This is a genomic window from Flagellimonas eckloniae, assembly GCF_001413955.1.
GTDB classification, from domain to species: domain Bacteria; phylum Bacteroidota; class Bacteroidia; order Flavobacteriales; family Flavobacteriaceae; genus Flagellimonas; species Flagellimonas eckloniae.
Map to the genome: position 1 here is coordinate 232375 of NZ_LCTZ01000002.1, position 20048 is coordinate 252422.

A 20048-nucleotide genomic window follows, 5' to 3' on the forward strand; every position below is an offset into this window, starting at 1 on the left:
GTTTAATAGTTTGTAGCCCTGTTATTGATTTTGTCCTGCATTTCCCGGAAGGAAATGATGTCTTGGTACCGCTTGGTCTTTCGCTCTATCTCAGCGACCATTTCCTTAGAGCGTGTTTCCCGTTCCTTTAATACCTCAGCCCGTTCAGCATCGGTCATTTTTAGATAGTCACTGGAAAGTATCTGTTGCACAAAATCCAAATCCTCCAAAGAATTTTCAATGATGCTTTCAAAGGATTGCGATACCCTAGTGATTTCTTCGGGTTTGATGTACGGGGAGTTTAAAATATTGCGCACATCGTTTCGAACCACATCAAAGAGGCGTTCGTTGTTACGGGCAAGTTCCCGTACCGCCTTCAATTGTTTTACCACATTGCTCACCTTTTCAATACGTTCTTTTTGCTGCTTCATAAACTCAACCGTCTTGATTAAGTTTTCGGTTTGTTTTGCAGCTTCTATAATTTGCTTGCCCAGCGTGATAAAATTGGTGTTATCATACACTGGCATTCCTTGGCACGTAGCACGTGCAGGCACTAAAAAAGCTCCGAGTGCCAAAAGGCACATAAAAATGAATCTTCTCATAACTCTTTTGATTTTAAATGAATGAATTCTTTAATGGCTGTCTCCATACAACCACTCTTGTTATAAAGGGCCATTATGGCCTCGTTGTCCGTGCCGTTGGTGAGGTACGCAGAAAATACTTCTTGAGGTACTTCCAATCGAAAGATGTTGCTTTCTTTCCCGATTTTGATAAAAATCTCGGTGTACTTACGTTTTCCCGACAGGTTGTTTTTTATGGATTTCAGCTGGTTGAGGTCATGGCTGGACAGGCTAAGCCTGTTTTTTAATTCATCATAGCCTTTCTCGTTGTTAAGACTGTAGATGACCTGTGTATTTTCCAGAATACTCGCTGATGTGGAATTGTCGGGCAATTGGTTGATGGACTGTAAAATGATACCAATGGCACCTTCTTGTTTTCGAATGGCCTGGTAATAGAATTCCACTGATTCCAGTACATTCTCAAACTTCAATTGTTTGGCAAACTCATCGAACAGGATAATCCCCTTTTCTTCCTTGTTTTGCCAAATGGTACGCTGTATGGCCGTCTTTATCAGTTTAAGCATTACAGAAAGGATTTCCTTGTTGTCCTTCACCTCATCCAACTCAAAAACAATGAGGCGCTTGTCCTCGATTTTATAGGATTGGTCTTCGCTAGTTTCAAATAGAAAGCTGTACAGTCCTTCCCGCACATACTCCGATAAAATGTGCAGGAACCCTTCTACATTGAAGTAATCTGAATGGATATGGAGCTTTGTCAATAAATCCTCCCGTTGTGATTCGATATAGGTGTAAAAACTATCGAGGGAGTGCGGGGCATTGCCCCTATCTTTATAATAAGCGTGAAGTATCTTCTTTAGCGCAACGGACTGTTCCTTTTTTGGTTGGGTCCCCTCTCCAATGAGTTCAAAAAGAAACACAGACAAATCCTCCAATCGTTCAGGACTAACATCTTGGAGATTTGATATATAAAAAGGATTGATACCAAGGTTCTTTCCACTTTCATAGCGTAATACGGTATACTGTTCGGGATAGAGACTGGCAAACTTGGTATATGAACCACCCAGGTCTATTATCACCAAGCGCACATTCATTTCAAAGTATTGCCGTAGAATGTTGTTTGCCAGAAAGGATTTGCCCTCTCCCGTTGGCGCAAAAATGGCAAAGTTGCGCGCTTTGATACGTTTCTTCTGTTCATCCCAAACATCTTTTAATACTGGGATGTTGTGTTCACGATCATTAAAGATAATACCCTGTCTATCTGTTCTGTAATTGGTATTGTTCAGATAAAGGCATAGCGCGTGTTTTAGGTCGGTTACATATACGTCTTCATTGGAAAAGTTTGATGCAAAACAAGGATAGCTGTTCAGGATATAGTTTTTACGTTCTTCCCCCCTGGGATAATATGGGGTAATGTCCAATTCCTTAAACTCAGATTTTATTCGGGAACCTATGCTTTCCAGTCCTCGAGCTTCTCGAGTCCAATATATAATGTTCAAGTGCCCTCTTATGATTCTGGCATTATCGTCGTCGTTGATTTGACCGACGATATGCTCAATCTTTTTAAGGATGACTTTGTTCTGCGTTCCAAAATTTGAACTCTTTTTGAGCTCTTCTATTTTCTTGTCCAGCAGCTTGCGCCATTTCTGCTTATCATCCAGATAAATAATTTGGTTGACGATATGGTTTTCATTTAAGGAAAGCCCCAGACCATCGATATAGCCTTGGTGAAATACAAAATCATCCGAAGTGAAACGCTCATTTATTTTACTGGTCTGGACGCTCTCTCCAAAGCAGACTTCACTATTGACCGCCAATACATCAAAATGGTGGTTCCCAATCGTCACTTTGGACTTTTCCAAAAGCATATCGGTATCATATCCGAAGTTGAAGCCGTTGAAAAAATTACGGCTCAGTTCGAGGATTTCCTTTTTGTCAAGAGGTTGTATCGACATTTTTCGGCTGTTGTTGATATAGGTAATGGAATCATTGACCGAGCCAATGAAACTATGCACATTCTGATTTAATTCTTGATGAATCCCTTTACTGACTTTTCTAAAGGGATTGACATATTTGGGGTTGTTCAGTGTTTTGTTCCGCACCAAAGTGAAAAACAAGTAGCATTTATGTTCGATATATTCCCTTCCTTTAAAATGGTCATGGGTGGCCTTTGCCAAAAAAGTAGCATTTGGCAAGTATTCTGAATTGAATGCCTTTTTGAGATATACATCCTGCTTATGGATAACAGAGCCTACGGGCAATGACTTTAAGGCCTGAAACCAAGTGCTGTGCAAATCTTCAAAATCCTTCTCGGACAGAGAGTAGACTTCAGGCAGTTCCACTTGATAACAGGCTATCACATTACCATTATTGGCAAAGATGACATTGTCCTGTATCTCAATAATGGGATTGTATGTGGCTATATTAATAATTGACATAATTCGTCAGGTTTTCTTTTTTATTGCTGATAATTTTTGGGAACACCGTATGGAAATTCAGCGAAATGGCTTTACGGGCTATTTTGGTAAGCACAATGTACATAGTGCCGTTCCAAAGTGTAGCCACTAGGATTACCACCAAACTGAATGAAAAAATGATGACCAGTAGCGAAGCCAATATGGAGAGCATCATCATTGCAAAGAGTGATATGGGAAGCCCCCATATCATAGCCCCTTTGCGAATGTTCTTATATACCTCGTACTTTCTCATTATACTACGATTCCAATGAGATAGGTAAATATGCCTACTACGGCACCTGCGATAAGTACAAAGACAAGTACACGGGTAATCCCTTTTTTAAGGTCTGCATTTTCCCCAAAGAAATGTCCCGCATTGAATAGGAACCCGATAAGGAAAATGACGCCGAGCAGCAAAGGAAAAATGGCTCGAATCGTATCGGAAACATCATTGACGGAATCTTCAATACCTCCAATCTGTGCAAATGTGGGTAGGCTTATCAGGAGCATTGCCCACGTTAGATACATCGCTTTTTTCATAACGTTTGCGTTTTATGGCCCCCTAAATGGTTTAGAGTGACCTTGTTAGAACTTACTTTTTGCGAAATCTATAAGCGATTGTAGGGAAAGGCTGAAAAATCAAAAATATTAACGGGTTTGGCCGTTAAATTTTGTTGGATAATTATGTATAGAAGGAAATCTTTAAAAATTGTGTAATGAGATATTGAAAAACACGGATATGATGAAACTGTTCAATACACTGCTTATTGTTCTCTTTTTAGTCCCTGTCAACACACTGTTTTCACAGGAGAAAAAGGTAATTATTATCGATGCTGGACACGGAGGAACGGACTCTGGTGCCATAGGAACCAATCATAGTAAAGAAAAGGATATCAACTTGGCCATTGCCAAGGCAATGCTTATGTATAACCGAACACTACTTGATAATACTTACAACCTATACTTAACACGATATGATGACACTCTTATTTCATTGAGTCATAGAACCAAATTGGTCAAAGCACTTCAGCCTGACCTTTTCATATCGTTGCATTGCAACCATGCCAAGAACGAAAAAGCCACAGGAATAGAAGTCTATTTACACAGTAAAACAAGCTTAAACACTGAAAATCAAAAAAAGTCGAGCAGCATAGGTTATTCCATTATCGATACCCTAGTTGAGAAATTGGGCTATCGGACAAGAGGTATGAAAAGCGCAAATTTCCAAGTGCTACGAGAGTCAATAGCGATAAGCCCGGCAGTTTTGGTAGAGCTTGGCTTTTTGTCCAATAAGGACGAATCCACCCATCTCGAATTGAAAAAGAACATTGACGCATTGGCATTGGCACTGCTGATGTCCATTAAACTTTAAGATAATGAAAGAACTTTTTTGGAACTTATTTAAAGTACTGAAACAAATACTAATTGTTGTTGGTAATGAATTACATCAATTTTTAAAGCAAGGATTGAATGAATTCTTTGAAAAACTGGAATGAATCAATAACCCTAAAATGAAGAACAATGAAATTTAAGATTGAATCAAAACCGAGTCCGTTACGACAATTGGACAATTTTAGACAATTGAAAAATGGATTAAAACCAATAAAAGCGGATGTAGAAGGAAGGTTTTTGGATGCTCTGTTACAGCACTGTGTTCAACTCCATAATGCTATTGGAAAAGATTACAGCGTGGCCGATCATGACCACATGGAAATCCGATGTGAGGTCTTTTTCAACATTCCGCTAAGTTCTCTTGCATGGATAGGAAATGGCACCCATCGATGCCTACAGGAATTAAGAAAAGATGGAAATGGGGCAAAGTTTGATACAAAAAAAGAATTAGCAGTGTATCTGCAAGGTTTGGAAAGTATTCCTAGCATTATAAAACCTGTAAAGATGGAGTTGATTCAGAAAATAGGTGATGCAAAGAGTAGGTTTGTTTACGAATTGGTGGGTTAATCAGATTGGTTCTTTTTGAACCCGATTGGCCGTCTTTTACTTTGCGCTATTTCATTTTTGTCTTTTTTTAGCAAATAGTTTAAGGCTTCAAAAACGTCCTTGAATTGTTTGTTGTATTTGGCCTCTAATTCGGTCAATTTTCGGGTAAGTTCATTATGTGACAATGCGTATTTTCTTAAGAACACAAAGGCCCTTACAATTTGTATGTTTACTTCAATCGCTTGTGGGCTTCTCAATACACTAGCTAACATTGCTATGCCCTGTTCTGTAAAAGCAAAAGGATTATACTTGCTATGTTTACCCCTGCCTTCATTGTCTAAGGTCACAATTTGTGACCTTAAAGCCATGTACTCTTCTTTCGTCAATTCAAACATAAAATCCGATGGAAAACGGGCTAAATTCCGTCTAACGGCCTGTTTTAATTTTTTGGTCTCGGTTCCGTATAGCATGGCAAGATCAAAATCCAGAAGCACTTTTTGACCCCGTACTTCATAAATTCTAGTTTGTATGGCCTGTAGTTCCATTTTCATCCAATTTTTAGTTGAGACCATACTAGAGGATGTTCACTGGCCATATGGGTTTCGTTTTTTATGCTTTTCAGTATGTTCCATTGCGGCCGTTTTTTAAACCAGATTCCTTTACGGACCAATCCACAATTTTTTACCGATCTAAACAATTTGGTTGAGAGCATCAAATAATCCCGTTGTTTTATGTTGACTCCCATTTTATAGGCTCCCAGGCGATAATAATCGGAATCTTTCCCTTTGTCCAGATCTACTTCAAAAAATCGATGTTTAGAGATGTCCTTTAAATCAGTTCCTTCAGTTAGTGCTGACAAGTGGTGGCTATATGAAGGCAGGTTAAGTGTGCCGGTAACCACAATCAGGTTATTCGATTCACTAAGCTCTTCATATATTTCAGCTATTCTTTGGGATTGGATTTCAATTTTAGTATTTGTCTGACCTGAATTCATGGAGTCATCCAAAAAACATGTGGACAAGACACTTACAATGGCCCCACTAGGAGTGCTGATTTTGTATTCTTGCAAATCCATATCAAAAATGGGATTACCATTTTCATCAAAATCGTTGACATGGGATTTCATTGACTTCACTTGATAGCCAACTTTTGTCAAAACCCCGATACCCCTTCCATAAAAATCATTGGTTTCCAAATAGAGAACATGGGCATATGAATTGGACAAAAAATACTTGTTGAACTCAAATAGGGATGCCCTGTCCTCAACCTCCAGTAAGATGAGTATGTCCGGTGAGACTTCCTTTATGACTTTGGCTTTGTTTTTAACGGCGACCTCATTTATCGGTTTGGAATTTAGTTTGATCCAACCGTTCCAATCTGTTAGATGTGTTGCTTTATTGGCTCCAGAATTGACATTCTTTTTCAAAAACAATTGTCCTGAATTGTGCATCATGGTCAGGTAAGGGCTGTTTTGGGAATCTTCAAAACCCAATAGCTGGGATAAAGCACGCATTCGATTAAATTCTTCGTTGGTACGCATGCCCTTGAGCATCAACTTTTCAAATTCCTCGACCCATAATTCACGGTTTTCTTCCCGGTACTTCTTTATCAGTACCCTGTCCCGGTAAAAAATGTTCTGGATGTTATATGTAGCGATTATCATTTCGGTTCTTTAAAAAGAAGTTCTTGTTGTTCTTTAAAATCTCGTCGATTTCTTCCTCATCATAATAAATGATACCTCCCAATTTGGAGAAAGGTATGGTTTCGTTGATTCGGAAGTTCTGTAAAGTACCTGGGCTAATGCCCAATTTTTTCATGACAATGTTAGATTTGATCCATTTGTCAATTGTAATGCGATCGTAATTGTTCAAGAGTTCCTTGATTTCTGTAACGAGCTCCTCTTTGAACTCCTTTAAATCATCTGCAGTAATGATATTTGCTGGCATAGCTATTCTTTTTTAGGATTGGATTTTTATTTGCACCCAATCTGTATCGTTTGACATTCTTTGTACAAACTTGAATAGATTTGAAGAAAAAAAATCACCAGTCCTCCCCAGGTAGGGTGAAATTTTAACATCTTGAATAGGAAGTGACAGAGTAATTCTTATTCGTCTGCTTTGTCCAAATCAGAGAGTAAACTGATGGTCAGGTCATCCAAGAATTTGGTGCGGCTCTTTTTCCTGATTCGTATCTCCCGATAGTTTTGATATGGGTCTCCGCTCCTAAAATGAAATATTCGCTCCAATGCTTTGGTAATCTCCCGAATACTGGCCCTACCTTGGTTGATTGCCCCTGAACTTTTCAGTGCGTAGGCCAATTCCGTCATATCGGTCTTGCTCCCGGTCCAGTTTAAACGGTTTGAGGGAGTAACTACATGGCCATTCAGTTCACCAATGTTAGATAACCTTTGGTCCATATAAGCTATTAATCTACGATTGGCACTTAACTTGGCCAATAACAGATCGTGGGAGGTGCTGAAATCAGGATCCCTAAAATAATAACGGGCATGAGTAATGTTGAATTCATCGAAAAACTCCCTCGTAAAGTAATGGGTGTCCAAATAAGTTTTCTCCTGGTCGATGTATTGTATAAAGTCGAGGTTACGGGAGAAAAACTCATTTAACTTCTTAAGTTTTCTGTTGATATACTTTTCCTTTGAGGAATCACTTCCTTTTGGAAAGTGTATTTCAAAGGATTTGAGTTCAAAAAAATACACCAGATTGTTCAGAGGTATTTGTTTGACGTGCTTAAAAAAATGAATCTCTTCAGTGGGGGAGAGGAATTTGATTTTAGCGATGTGCCTTTTAAACTTGATCAATAGGTTTCGACAGAGAACGATGGACAAATCACTTCTTTTGACCACGTCCTTGGTAATTGATTGGATTCTTGCCAATTCTTCCGAAAGTTCCTGAGATAGTAGTTGTAATTCCATAAGCTGACCTTTGAGCGTTAGTAACCATTGTAGGTCCAAGCATTATTGAATTGGGGCTATGCTTAATTAAAGGTCAGACCATATTAAAAATTAACATCAATTATTGTGCCTTAATTCTTGTTAATTATAAAAGCTATAAAAATTGTAGAAGAGTTCAAAGAAGCATTGAGCAAACGGTGTTTTTCAGTGAGTTTACCGGAGGTTTAAGTTGTTTCTGGTTCATAGTTTTTGTATCTTGGAATATAATTTAACACAAGTTATATCATATAAAAAGGGAACAAATCGGGAACAAAAAAATCAAAAACAGTAAAAAAGCCCGGTTTTAAAGGGATATACGATTAGGGTTCGACGTCTGTCATCCCGACGAACCACTTTTCAGTGGATATCAAAGCACTGTCAACTGACTGATTGACAGTGCTTTTCATTTTTATTGCATTCATCTGATATCATCTAAAATCATATAAAAGGTGTAGAGTTCGGTGAATGAATTGGTACGTTCCTTGTGCATAATTTTGATAGCATATAAGGTTATTTAGGGTCGTCTTTGCAAACAACCATTGTTTCATTTAAAGACCTGTATCATGATGAAAAACAGTACATTAAAGGTGCTCATTTTTACCAGAGACCACACAAACAATCTAGAAAGGCTTACCATTTATGCACGGATAACCGTGGATGGAAGACGGGCGGAAATCAGTTTAAAACGCTACGTTTCGGTGAATGATTGGGATGAAACACGGGGTAGGGTCATTGGCTTTTCACAGAAAGCACGACTCCTAAACAGTTATCTGGACGAGGTCTATGTGCAGCTAATGGACTCACATAAACAGCTGTTAGGTGAAGGGAAAGTTATTACATCACAGGCTATCAAGGCCCGTTTTCTGGGACAGGACGACCAAAACAAAACTTTAAAAGAACTTATAGAATACCATAACAGGACCCAGGTATTGGTACTTCGACCGGGTGCCATGAAGAACTACTATTCAACAGAAAGGTATCTGCATAAGTTCTTGGAAGAGAAATTGAAGCTCCCCTACATCTATTTGAAACAGTTGAGCTATAAATTCATCTTGGATTTTGAGCAATATCTCAGGACTTATCAACCCAAAAAAGCGAGAAAGACCTGTTCTAATAATGGGGCCATGAAACATCTGGAAAGGCTCATGAAGATGGTAAACCTTGCTGTAAGACTTGAATGGTTGGCAAAAGACCCATTTCGGAATTACAAACTCAACTTTCACAAAACAGAACGAAGCTACCTTTCCGAAAGGGAACTTCGTCTTATTGAGGAAACAACTTTCAGTGGTGCTGGCTATAAAAAGGTAAAGGATGTATTTCTCTTTTCATGTTATACCGGGCTTTCCTATATAGATGTCAAGGAATTGAAATCCCAACAGTTGGTTCTAGGAATCGACGGAAACCTCTGGATACATACCAAAAGGGAAAAGACCAATGAACCGGTCAAGATTCCACTATTACCAATGTCAAAAGAGATTCTGGAAAAGTACGGAAAAGATGCAAGACCTGATGTTTTGGGAAAGCTTCTTCCTGTATTTAGTAGTCAAAACTAATTCATATTTAAAGGTAATAGCCAAAGCCTGTGGTATTCATAAGCACATAACTTTCCATACAGCAAGGCACACTTTTGCTACTACAATAACCTTGTCGAATGGAGTGCCAATTGAAACCGTATCCAAGATGCTGGGACATACTAAACTGACCACCACTCAGATTTATGCAAGGGTTTTGGAAAGAAAAGTAGGGGAGGAGGACATGAAAAACCTTATTGCAAAAATGGAAACCAAAAGCAGTACCAAAGAAATACCATATCAGGAAATGTGAAAAGGTATTTCATGTTTTCTGGATTTGATAGTGGAACGGCCAAATTCGGAAAAGCAAGAGGGTAACGCGCTAAAGCGACGTTACGATTTATAAATTACATATAAAAAATTGAATATCAATACTTTATAAAAAATTCGAAAAAAGAAAAAGAAATTCAGATTGTAACAATTGGCAATATAAGTCTCATAGATAGGTCTTTGGATTGTGACAATTGCAAGGAAAAAACGAGAAAATGGACGGATTTGGAACCATACGACTACACTATAGAACTATAAAGAGGTTTCGACGATTTTCAAGGAAAATGACCAAGTCCTATTCCGAAACTTTGGAAGCGGTCATGGACTTTTTTTGAGTGGCATGGAATTTCTTTAACAAGCAGATTCCCAAAACAGATAAATGATGATGGTGAAAAGACGAGGAAAAGGATAAATGCCCTCATCGCCATTGTAAGGGATATAGAAAAGACACAAACATTACCCACTAACGAAATGTTATTGGCACTTTTTGGGCAAAATGAAATCGTTAAGAAGAAGAGGGAACCTAAGAGGGTCGAGAAGATATTTCAGAAGCTCACGAAAGAGGAATGGAACAAATTGGAAGGAATGATACCAAAGGAGCAGTTAAACCAGTTAAAGGAAAAGCATCAAAGAGAAAAAACGGAGATTTTAAACTTCCTATTGAAAATAAAATTGGTAAAGCCGAGGTTCGGGAAACCATATTGGAGTATGGAAACGAGTGCCAATGAAATTGGACGCCTTAAGAGGATGATGAGAAGGGATTACTAAAAAAAATGATGCCTCGCTCAGTAGTATTAGTTTGTGTAAGTTTTGGGGTATTTGCAGCGCAAAACTGCGTTTTGCTTGCTCATCGTTGAGAATAATAAAACACTTTTAAAAAAATCTAATAGATTGTTGAAATCTTAGTATTCTGAATTAGAGTAAGTTGATATAAAATGTTTTAGAAATAGATGCATTATGAGGTTATTTATTGCTGATATGTCTAAATTAATTTGGTTTTTTGAAAAAAAAAACTACCATTGTCTGGATATCCCAAGGGATTGAAATCAACGAACAACCAATAGAAATGATTGATAAACTATACACTCCCTTTTTACTTCTTGTCATTTTCCCATTTTTTGTTGCAATTGGCCAAACACTTGATGCTGAGTTACTGGAATTGAAGTTCTCGAACGATGGTGATCCTGAAAGATTCACAAGGTCGGAAAATGGATTTTATTTTACCGCTGATGATGATGAATTATGGTTTACAGATGGAACTGTGGACAAAGCATATCTATTTGCTACATCAAATCCCAAGGGAGACATTAGTTTGATATACCCAGCAGGTGATATGGTTTTTTTTGTTGCTGAAGCGAACAATAGAACAAAAGAGTTATGGGTTAGCGATGGCACTGAGGAAGGAACTTTTCAACTTACGGATAGAAGTTTGTCTATTTCCCAGGACGATTCCATTAGGGATATAAAAATGTTTGGTAATAACATTTATTTTGGAGCATATGATGAAATGTTGGGGTTTGAATTATGGGTAAGCGATGGTAGCTCGGAGGGAACATATGTCCTCAAAGATATTAACGAAGGAGACCAAGACAGTTCTCCATTTGACTTCTTTGTTTTTGAGGGAAGTCTTTTTTTTAAGGCCTACACCGAAGAACTGGGTACCGAATTGTGGAAATCAGACGGTACTTCGGATGGTACAACATGGTTTAAAGACATAAATGAGGGTGATGTAAGCGCTTTTACTTACGCAGGTGGATATGAGGTCTTAGAAGATAGCTTTTATTTTTTTGCAAACAGTGGAATCAATGGATCGGAATTGTGGAAAAGTGATGGAAGTGCAGAAGGCACTTTTCTTTTAAAGGATATAAATCAGCAATTCGATGGCAGCTCTAGCAATACGCAAATGACTGGTGGTGCAATTAATGGCAGTCTTATTTTTGTGGCAAACGATGGTCTATCAGGAAATGAACTTTGGGTCACCGATGGAACTGAGGAAGGCACCAAAATACTGAAAGATATAGCTCCTGACTTTGCTTCTGGGATAAACCCCTATAATTTTGACATTGTCTTTTCAGGTTCAAGCGCATTTTTTTATGCAACCGATGCTGGGGAAGAAAATGGTCTTTGGATAAGTAATGGGACAACTGAGGGCACAAAATTCTTGAAAGAAGTCGCTGTGTCAAATTTAACATATGATGATACGAAAGAATCGGTAGCTTTTTTTGGTAATGGTTCAGGCTATGATAGGATTTTATGGCAAAGTGATGGTACTTTGGAAGGCACCCAACCTATTTCAGAAAAAGCAACAGCTTCTAATATAAGCTCCCATGAAAACAACATTATTATAATTAATGGCAAGATTTTTTTCGCTGCGGAAACAGAACACCATGGTATAGAATTGTGGTCCTCGGATGGAACTGATACAGGCACCTCTCTTTTTAAGGATTTAGATAGTTCTTATGGTGTCATTCCATCATTGCTAACTGCTGTGGGCAACCAACTCTTCTTTCGGGGCAATGAATATGGTTATTATGGTCTATGTACCAGTGATGGCACCATTGAAGGAACAAAATACTTGGATATCAATTTGGATGGACAAAGTATCGACGAAGACTCCGAATTTATTGATTTTAATGGGAAGTTGGTTGTTAGCGCCAATGACGGTACACATGGGTATGAATTGTGGATTAGTGATGGCACTCAGGAAGGAACAAAAATGATAAAGGATATAAATCCTGGAAGCGCCAGTAGTATGTACAATGAATTTTACGCAAAAACATTTACAGTGATTAATGATAGATTATACTTTATTGCAGACGATGGAGTATATGGATCAGAACTTTGGACCAGCGATGGGACTGAATCCGGTACTTATAGGATTACGGATATTGCCCAAGGAATTGGCAATCATTTTGGAAGCTATCCCCTGCATTTGACTGGTTATAATGGAATGATTTATTTTTCCGCTTCCGATGGTACAGGAAGTGCACTTTATAGAACAGATGGTACATCAGAAGGAACTATAAAATTGGTTGAGTTAGATCGAATAGAGATGATTGAATTGCTGGACGATAGGCTTATACTTGCAGCGCAAAATTTAGATTCTAGTGATGATTCCTTTTATCTCTGGTCCTTTGATCCAAGTATGGAAACCATTGAAAATTTAAATATGGCTATAGGCTATAATGATATTCCATATCGTGCAATTTTGAACGAGGAATTGTTTTTTTATGGAGGGAATATTTTGACCGATGAGATTGGCATATTGAAAACAAATGGAAAGTATGGAGGAAATATTTTGCTTTTGGATAGAAGCGACCACCCTTATCAAAATTTCGGTATCGGTAACGTTCTTCGATGTGGGGGAAACGTTTATTTCGGAGTTCAGGAGGGTTTTTCTTCAGACAAAGAACTTTGGAAAACAGATGGTTCTGTCGAAGGTACGGTACCAATAATTTCGGAACAAGAAGGGGTCTTCAACTATATAGGTGAGTTGGAATGCTTTAATGGGAATTTGTTTTTCAAGCAAACTGTTGATTCAAAAAAAATATACCTGACGACAGGAGAGACAGATGAAGTATACGATTTGGACATCAATGTTACCAATAACTCATCCGCTCCCAATTCTATTAACAATCTGACCAAAGTGGGTAATAGGCTTTTTTTCGACGGTTCAACAGAAGAGAATGGAAGTGAGATATATACCGCCTATCCTTTAAATATAATAGCTGGGAGTAATTTAACAGATAGTGATGAGGATGGGGTAATTGATTTGTTTGATGAATGTCCTGATACTGAATTGGGAATAGAGGTAAATAGCGTGGGATGTGCTCAAAACCAACTGGATGATGATAATGACGGCATAACTAATAACTTAGATCAATGTCCAACAACTTTACCTAATGAGACTGTCGATCAAAATGGATGTTCAGAGTCTGATGTGTTGGATACAGACGAAGATGGTGTCAATGACACACTCGATTTATGTCCTGATACTCCAACGGGTGAATTCGTAGACGAAAATGGTTGTGCGCAAAGTCAGTTGGATGATGATGAAGATGGAGTGATGAACGATAGGGATTTATGTCCTGAAACCCTACCAATATATGCTGTTGATTCGGATGGATGCCCCGTTGTCTTTGAACTTCCTGCGAATAATTTCAGCATTGAAACTGTAGGGGTAACTTGTGTGGATAAGAATAACGGGCAATTATTGATTACTGCCAATGAGAATCATGATTATACTGCACGTGTTAATAGCGATGATTATAACTTCTCCACTGAATTAATAATTCAGAATTTGTATGCAGGAAAGTATGAACTTTGTATTACCATTGCCGAAGAACCTGATTATATCAAATGTTTCAACTTTGAAATAGCGGAAGCCGAACAAGTAACAGGAAAATCAAGTTCTTCCATTTCAAATCAAAAGTTATTGGAAAATATAGAGATGTTTTCCGGAACTGCCCCCTATACGGTTGCCGTTAATGGTAGTGAGCAACTTACCACCATGTCCTCCTCATTTTCTGTTGAAGTTAAACAAGGTGATTTAGTACAAGTAATGTCTAAATTTCCTTGTGAAGGTGTTTTTGAAAGAAAAATTGAAATAACGGAGGGAATGACTTTTGCACCAAACCCAACTACCGACAATATCTATATTTATATGCACGAAAACCCTCCACCGAATATTAATGTAAGTATATATAATTCAGACTTGAAATTAGTACGATATGGACTACTCGAAGTCACAAATGGCACCTTAAAAGTTTCTTTGGAAAGTCTTTCCTCTGGAATGTATTACATAAGGATTGGATCGGGTAATTCAGATGCACTTAAAATTATAAAGAAATGAAAAAGCTAATATTTTTCTTGTGCTTACTTACGTTTCAGGCTTGCAGTAAAACTGATGGAGGTGAAAACCCTGATAACGTGCAACAGCCAGATCCAACTCCAGAACCCGTAAATACAGCTCCAACCATTCCTAATCTGATTTTTCCTACTAATGGTTTGCTCTGTTCCGACAACCCTTTGGAGTTTAGCTGGAATTCATCTACGGACAAAGAGGGTGGTGCCATTTCTTACGAAATAGAATTGGCCGAGGACAATGAGTTTGAAAATATAATAGAAAAGACAACGGTGTCAGAAACAAAAGTAACATTTGCTCTTGAAAAGGGGGTTCAACTCAATTGGAGAATTAGGGCAAAAGATAGCGAAGGGGAATATAGTAGTTATTCTTCTTCATGGAATTTTTATACGGAGGGTGAAGGGATTATTAATTATTTGCCTTTCAGTCCTGCACTGATTAATCCAAAAGCTTTTTCTAAAGTCGAGGGCAATATGGTTCAGCTTGAATGGACCTCAAGCGATGTTGATGAGGATTCACTTCTTTACGATATCTATTTTGGAGATACTACACCTCCTGGTTTGCTACAAGAAAATAGTGAAGATTCAACGTATGAGATTTCCATAAACCAAGACAAAACCTATTATTGGAAAATTGTTGTAAAAGATGGCAATGGAGGTGAAAGTATCGGAGATATCTGGATTTTTAAAAGTTAGAAAAATAGCTATTTGTCAATGAGGTATTTTTATTATGTATTCTTCGTTCTTTTTGTTGCTTCTTGCAGTAAGGATAGTGATCCTATAACGGTTATTGAGCAAGAGGATCCACCAGAACCAAACTCAATCCCCGGAAATTTTAGTTTGACGGATGTATCTTTTGAAGGAAATATTGCAACTATCGATTGGGAAGATGTTCAGGATTCCGATAATGACCAAATATATTACAGTCTTTATGTAAATAATGTTCTCATTGATGAGTACACGGTTTCCATTGCAACTGTTCAACTTCAATATAATACAAGTTATTCGGCTAGAGTAATAGCTACAGATAAGAATGGGGGAACGGTTGAAGCTAATTCTAACTTTGAATCTCCGCAAAGCAAAATTCTATTTTATTCAGAATTTAACGGGATGCTCACAGCTTTTGATTTATTTAATAAACAAGCTATTTGGAAAGAACCTACGTCTTTTATTGAAACACATTCTGTTTTTGAAAATGTAATTTATTCTGGTATTAATGGGATAAATGGATTGGACATTTTGACAGGGAAATCTGTTTATACAAGCACACCAAGTGCAAATTATAATAGAGAATATAGAAATATAATTGCCGACCAGAACAACATTTATGCCTTTGATTCAGATTCCAATTTACACTGTGTAGATCGTATTACCGGGGAAAAATTATGGGAACGAAGTTTCTTGAATTATTATGCACCGTTAACCATTGATGACAATAGGGTTTTTGTTTGTAGTAGAAATAATGATCATATATATGGCATCAATAAAGTAACCGGAACTGCAGATTGGAGTAGGCAAGTAGACCCAAACCCAACAAGTGCAGCTCCTCGAATAAATACCAATCCTTTAATAATCAATGAAAATATTTATTATGGAGATAACATAGGACGTTTTTATTCGGTGGACAAAAATACCGGTGAGAAAAATTGGAGTATAGGAGGGTTCAATTCATTCTTTCCTTCTCCCACAGTTTTTGAGGATAATATTATAGTGGGGACATATCAAGAACTTTATTCTTTTGATATAAATACTGGAAATCAAAACTGGAATTATAGGCCTTCAGGTTCCTTTGAAACATCTCCCTTTTTGGAAAACGATAGAATTTATATCGGGGTTTCTAAAAATGGAAGTGGAGAGTTAATTTGTTTAAATGCAGAAAGTGGTCAACTGATTTGGAAATTTAATTTAGAGAATAATACGACTTCATCGCCTGTGGTTTACGACAATGTGGTTTATATTGGGGATTGGAATAAAAAATTGTATGCCGTAAAAGCAGATACCGGTGTATTGGAGTGGCAGATTGATACTGAAGAAATTATTGGAAAATCATTCACTTTGGTTATAGGTAGTGGGGATAAAATAATTTATCCATCTGTGCATGGCTTAAGGAATTGAAAACAATGAAATCATGAAGTCAGAACAGTTTTTTTTCTTTTATATATTTTTTGTGTTTTTGTCTTGTGGTAAAGATGAACCTGAGGTTATTACGGTAATTGAACCGTATGTTTCAGAACCCTTGAGTACCGAAAACTTAATAACGTCATTCAATTTAATATTGAATGGGGAAGAACAGCTTGGCACCATTGATCAGTCTATAAGGTTGATTTCCTTTGAAACAGCGGGAGCTGATATTAAAGCGCTTAGTCCTAAAATTGAATATTCAGATAAAGCAACAATCTCACCGTCACCTGATGTTGAACAAAACTTTGAGGAAGAAGTAGCTTATACCGTTTTAGCAGAAAATGGAGAACCCAATGTTTACAGGGTTAATGTAAATAACAGACCTTTAAGTGATGCAAATGAAATTCTTTCATTTAAGATTACTCTAAATAATCAAGTTATAGAAGCAAACATTGATGACGAGTTAAATGAAATAAGCTTCAATGCTGGATCAATAGATATTAGCAATATTGTTCCGAGTATTGAAATTTCCGAGCATGCCATAGTATTTCCAGAGAGTGATATTGCCCAAGATTTTAATAATCTCAACAAATACACCGTTACCGCAGAAAATGGGGCTCAAGTTGAATATAAAATTGTAGTAAACAAGCCTCGTATTACTGGCTTTAGTACTATTGTGGGTATTTTTAGCAATAATCCCATGCTACTTTATACTGGAGCGGATATGGTGGTTCATGGTGAATTTCTTGATATAGAAAGAGAGAATTCTAAAATTTACCTTTTTGATGGTCAAAATAAATTTCCTCTTATTATTACCGATATTCAGAAAACTGACCAAGAGTTTGTCACTTTTCATTCACTAAATTTCCAAGTACCTAGTGATATTCCTTCAAACCCTAATTACAAAATTATTTATGAGGATAACAATCTTACGGCAGAATCCGAAGGTATTATAGATCTAGTGGCTGAAAATGTCCCTAACCCAGTTTCTCTAAATCAAACCCTATATCAGCGAGATGATATTTTAGAGTTAACCGGAGAGAACCTTCCTGAGATGATTGCTATACCTTCAAATGGTTCTCTGTATCTTATTGCGAATTCGGGTAACTATGACTTAATGGTGAATGATGACAAAACTCTATTGACACTTACTCTGGATGGTTATTTTTTGTTCCCATCTTATTATGGTAGAGTTGATGAGGAAAAGACCATTATGTTGTTAGGGCCGAATAGAAGAGCCGGTGCTACGATAAAAGCTATTTTTGATTGAATGAGAGAACACTGTTGGTTTAAGTTGATTTTGGATGATATATTTATATAATATCACAGAATAGTTTGGATGACTTAGGATATTTTGATCCAAGTTATTTCTTATTTTAGCAGAGCATAACACCCGTAAATTTTGTAACAAAATGTACTGATTTGAGCCTAGTGTAGAGTTCGGTGAATCAGTGTGGTTGATTTGTGTAAAATATTGATATTCATGTAATTGTGGTGATTTTAAAAATCCTGTCATCCCGACTTTAACATTTTAATCAGTATCAAAACACTGTTAATCCTATGATTTTCAGTGTTTTTTCGTTTTTCTGCAATCAAATGATATCAAACCATATCAAATTAAAAGTTACCTAAAGACGACCAAGAAGTTACCTATTCGGTTACCTGATTTTAGCACCTATCCCAATGCTCTGTATTAATGGACTTTTCGGAATTGGGTTCTCGGGAAATCTGGATTTGAACTTAAAAATCCTGTTTTTTGACCTTAAGTTGTAATCAAACTTGACTAAATTTTACCAGAAGACTTCAAATATAGTCTCAAAAAACCTTCTTTTAATAGTACTCTTAAAAATCGCAACTACTTATAACCAGAGTTAGGGGAATTTATGATTAGAGAGGACTAAGAAAAAAATGGAGCAAATCAATCTTTGAAATAAAAACCCCATTTGATTTCACCAAATGGGGTTTTCGAAAAAATAGCACCTAATTCAAACTTAGTTTTCGGTAGTAAACGAAACAGTTACTTCGTTTTCGAGCGTGCCATCCACACCGTCAACGGTACCTTCTGCAATTCTAAGGTCATACATTGTATTTTCCATTAAAGCTTCAGTAGGTGTAATAGTGATGGTACTATTTTGTAAATCTTCAATCAGCTCAAAGGGTACACTATCCGATGTGCCGTTTACCACTAATTCTATAAAAGAAGCGGCATTCAAATCGGACAAGACCGCTTGAGAAAATGTTATTGTAAAAGCAGCGTTTACGGGAACATCCATAGTATTTGTATTCGCCAAAATAGCTATCGACACATTGCCATCCGTATTACTTCCATCCGCTACTATTGATACAACGGTCAAAGGATTAGGCGTCCTAACCGTAAAGTCCACTGAGAAGTCTTCTCCCAACAAACCACCATCAGCCGCTTGATAGTCTTGACTTAACACCAATCGGTACGTAGTTCCAGCAATCAAGACATCTTGGGTTTCAATTATCAATTCAAAGTCTATAAAACTGGAAAGGTTGAACGGAATCTCTTCAACAGCCGTTCCATTTTCCAATCTGCTAAGCGATAAAAATTGCGGGTCGGTCGGAAAATCGCCTGTTAACGATTCCGAAAAATTTACGATAATTGAGGAATCCTTAAGTAAATCGGTAACTGGACCGTTGGCTACAAAATCGACCAACTCAATACCCCCTACTTCATTAAGTATAAAACCTTGCACAGCTGAGATGCCCAGTGGTTCTGGCAGTATCCCTTGTGTGGTAAAATCAACAAAGACGGGATCCTCCAAGATTCCCCCATCAGTGGCCTTATAGCCCTCATTGACTATCAATTGATAGTTGGTTCCCCCCCTCAATGCTTCTTCGACTTCTATCGTTATTTCAGTGTTCACCTCACTGGTAATAATTGTCGGCACCTCTGCCACAATTTCCCCATCTTCCAATCGAAAGACACCAATTAAGTTGTCTCCCTCAAAAATCATAGGCTTGGAAAAGGTGATAAAGAACGGACTGAAGTATTGTACATCCGTAGTACCTGACGAGGCCAACAAATCGGTTACCTGAAACGTATCAGGTCCTGTGCTGACAAAACCATTAACGGAAGTAACCATCAATGCTTCCACTTCCATTGTAGGGTCCTCTGGTACGGCATCTGGTTCTGGGGTATCGTCCTCATTGCTACAACTGAACATAAAGAGGGTGAAAATTGATAAAATAAAAAGCTTTTTTTTCATGATTTTACATTTTTTGGTTTGCACTGAGTTTGTCTTTTTATTTCAAAACAAGGGCTGAAAATGACGAATTCCAAGGTATTTTTATCAAA

The 20048-nt window shown here is 37.5% G+C and carries 19 protein-coding genes and 2 pseudogenes; 12 read left to right on the forward strand and 9 right to left on the reverse strand.

Going from position 1 to position 20048, the window contains the following annotated elements:
- Positions 1–2: 2 nt before the first annotated feature.
- From AAY42_RS01110 to AAY42_RS01125, 4 genes are read right to left on the reverse strand one after another with little or no spacing between them, the layout of a single operon-like run.
- The gene (locus AAY42_RS01110) at positions 3–581 is read right to left on the reverse strand and encodes a TrbJ/VirB5 family protein (RefSeq protein ID WP_055392171.1); all 579 of its coding nucleotides are present in this window, start codon (positions 579–581) and stop codon (positions 3–5) included.
- Positions 578–2995: a TraG family conjugative transposon ATPase gene (locus AAY42_RS01115; protein ID WP_055392172.1), complete on the reverse strand. Its 2418-nt coding sequence runs from the start codon at positions 2993–2995 to the stop codon at positions 578–580. Before AAY42_RS01115 ends, AAY42_RS01110 begins: the two co-directional genes overlap by 4 nt.
- Entirely contained in the window at positions 2982–3266 is a 285-nt protein-coding gene (locus AAY42_RS01120) for a hypothetical protein (RefSeq protein ID WP_055392173.1), read from the reverse strand. Before AAY42_RS01120 ends, AAY42_RS01115 begins: the two co-directional genes overlap by 14 nt.
- Complete coding sequence (locus tag AAY42_RS01125) at positions 3266–3553, reverse strand: hypothetical protein (protein ID WP_055392174.1); 288 nt, start codon at positions 3551–3553, stop codon at positions 3266–3268. The genes AAY42_RS01120 and AAY42_RS01125 overlap by 1 nt, the downstream gene beginning before the upstream one ends.
- A gap of 199 nt (positions 3554–3752) precedes the next feature.
- Between AAY42_RS01125 and AAY42_RS01130 the strand changes: the two genes are divergently transcribed.
- Both AAY42_RS01130 and AAY42_RS01135 read left to right on the forward strand, forming a co-directional pair.
- On the forward strand, positions 3753–4385 hold the full coding sequence (locus AAY42_RS01130) for an N-acetylmuramoyl-L-alanine amidase family protein (protein WP_055397661.1): 633 nt from the start codon (positions 3753–3755) through the stop codon (positions 4383–4385).
- 149 nt (positions 4386–4534) lie between these two features.
- Positions 4535–4972: a hypothetical protein gene (locus tag AAY42_RS01135; protein ID WP_139063598.1), complete on the forward strand. Its 438-nt coding sequence runs from the start codon at positions 4535–4537 to the stop codon at positions 4970–4972.
- On the opposite strand, the gene AAY42_RS01140 is transcribed toward AAY42_RS01135, so the two are convergent.
- The 4 genes from AAY42_RS01140 to AAY42_RS01155 form a co-directional block, all read right to left on the reverse strand.
- Positions 4969–5502, reverse strand: coding sequence for an ORF6N domain-containing protein (locus AAY42_RS01140; protein ID WP_245625573.1), 534 nt, complete (start codon positions 5500–5502; stop codon positions 4969–4971). The genes AAY42_RS01135 and AAY42_RS01140 overlap by 4 nt on opposite strands.
- A complete protein-coding gene (locus tag AAY42_RS01145) occupies positions 5499–6614 on the reverse strand; it encodes a hypothetical protein (RefSeq protein ID WP_055392176.1) in 1116 nt (371 codons plus the stop codon). Before AAY42_RS01145 ends, AAY42_RS01140 begins: the two co-directional genes overlap by 4 nt.
- Positions 6595–6897, reverse strand: a complete 303-nt coding sequence (locus AAY42_RS01150; protein ID WP_055392177.1) for a helix-turn-helix domain-containing protein — start codon at positions 6895–6897, stop codon at positions 6595–6597. The genes AAY42_RS01145 and AAY42_RS01150 overlap by 20 nt, the downstream gene beginning before the upstream one ends.
- A 158-nt stretch (positions 6898–7055) precedes the next feature.
- The gene (locus AAY42_RS01155) at positions 7056–7883 is read right to left on the reverse strand and encodes an RteC domain-containing protein (protein WP_139063600.1); all 828 of its coding nucleotides are present in this window, start codon (positions 7881–7883) and stop codon (positions 7056–7058) included.
- 581 nt (positions 7884–8464) lie between these two features.
- Between AAY42_RS01155 and AAY42_RS01160 the strand changes: the two genes are divergently transcribed.
- The 10 genes and pseudogenes from AAY42_RS01160 (at position 8465) to AAY42_RS01185 (ending at position 17996) form a co-directional block, all read left to right on the forward strand.
- Positions 8465–9454: a site-specific integrase gene (locus tag AAY42_RS01160; protein WP_245625574.1), complete on the forward strand. Its 990-nt coding sequence runs from the start codon at positions 8465–8467 to the stop codon at positions 9452–9454.
- Positions 9411–9572, forward strand: a pseudogene (locus tag AAY42_RS18460) (hypothetical protein); the annotation flags it as partial. The gene AAY42_RS01160 and the pseudogene AAY42_RS18460, both read left to right, overlap by 44 nt.
- Before the next feature lie 9 nt (positions 9573–9581).
- The gene (locus AAY42_RS18465; protein WP_245625652.1) at positions 9582–9725 is read left to right on the forward strand and encodes a hypothetical protein; all 144 of its coding nucleotides are present in this window, start codon (positions 9582–9584) and stop codon (positions 9723–9725) included.
- Positions 9726–9957: 232 nt separating this feature from the next.
- Entirely contained in the window at positions 9958–10077 is a 120-nt protein-coding gene (locus tag AAY42_RS18650; protein ID WP_417935073.1) for a BfmA/BtgA family mobilization protein, read from the forward strand.
- Positions 10040–10207 (forward strand): annotated as a pseudogene (locus tag AAY42_RS18655) (BfmA/BtgA family mobilization protein); the annotation flags it as partial. The gene AAY42_RS18650 and the pseudogene AAY42_RS18655, both read left to right, overlap by 38 nt.
- A gap of 6 nt (positions 10208–10213) precedes the next feature.
- Positions 10214–10510, forward strand: coding sequence for a hypothetical protein (locus AAY42_RS01165; RefSeq protein ID WP_055392179.1), 297 nt, complete (start codon positions 10214–10216; stop codon positions 10508–10510).
- Positions 10511–10742: 232 nt separating this feature from the next.
- Positions 10743–14594, forward strand: a complete 3852-nt coding sequence (locus AAY42_RS01170) for an ELWxxDGT repeat protein (RefSeq protein ID WP_055392180.1) — start codon at positions 10743–10745, stop codon at positions 14592–14594.
- Positions 14591–15301: a fibronectin type III domain-containing protein gene (locus AAY42_RS01175; protein WP_055392181.1), complete on the forward strand. Its 711-nt coding sequence runs from the start codon at positions 14591–14593 to the stop codon at positions 15299–15301. Before AAY42_RS01170 ends, AAY42_RS01175 begins: the two co-directional genes overlap by 4 nt.
- Before the next feature lie 18 nt (positions 15302–15319).
- Positions 15320–16720, forward strand: a complete 1401-nt coding sequence (locus AAY42_RS01180) for an outer membrane protein assembly factor BamB family protein (protein ID WP_055392182.1) — start codon at positions 15320–15322, stop codon at positions 16718–16720.
- Positions 16721–16733: 13 nt separating this feature from the next.
- Entirely contained in the window at positions 16734–17996 is a 1263-nt protein-coding gene (locus tag AAY42_RS01185; RefSeq protein ID WP_055392183.1) for a DUF5018 domain-containing protein, read from the forward strand.
- Between the two features lie 721 nt (positions 17997–18717).
- Here the strand turns inward: AAY42_RS01185 and AAY42_RS01190 are convergent.
- Positions 18718–19959, reverse strand: coding sequence for an Ig-like domain-containing domain (locus AAY42_RS01190; RefSeq protein ID WP_139063602.1), 1242 nt, complete (start codon positions 19957–19959; stop codon positions 18718–18720).
- Between the last annotated feature and the right edge of the window lie 89 nt (positions 19960–20048).